At 72.8% G+C, this 485-nt stretch carries 1 protein-coding gene; it reads left to right on the plus strand.

Going from position 1 to position 485, the window contains the following annotated elements:
* Positions 1 to 485: polyketide synthase (locus MXD62_RS10115; RefSeq protein WP_248829072.1), on the plus strand; the 485-nt coding region annotated here is incomplete at both ends.

A 485-nucleotide genomic window follows, 5' to 3' on the forward strand; every position in this document is an offset into this window, starting at 1 on the left:
GAGTTCTTCGGCATCTCCCCCCGCGAAGCCCTCGCCACCGACCCCCAGCAACGCCTGCTGCTCGAAACCGCCTGGGAGGCCATCGAACGCGCCGGTATCGACCCCACCACCCTGCGCGGCACCACCACCGGCGTCTTCGCCGGCGTCATGTACCACGACTACTCCCAGCGGGTGCATGTCGTGCCGCGGGCGCTGGAGGGGTATCTCGGCAACGGCAACGCCGGGGCGATCGCCACCGGCCGGGTGTCCTACACGTTCGGGTTCGAAGGGCCGTCGGTCACCATCGACACCGCCTGCTCGTCGTCCCTCGTCGCGCTGCACCTGGCCGCCCAGGCGCTGCGCAGCGGCGAGGCCGATCTCGCCCTGGCCGGCGGGGTCGCGCTGATGGCCTCCCCCGCCGCCTTCGTGGAGTTCTCCCGCCAGCGCGGCCTCGCCCCCGACGGACGCTGCAAAGCCTTCTCCGCCACCGCCGACGGCACCGGCTG

The organism is Frankia sp. Mgl5 (assembly GCF_023242985.1).
GTDB classification, from domain to species: Bacteria; Actinomycetota; Actinomycetes; order Frankiales; family Frankiaceae; genus Parafrankia; species Parafrankia soli.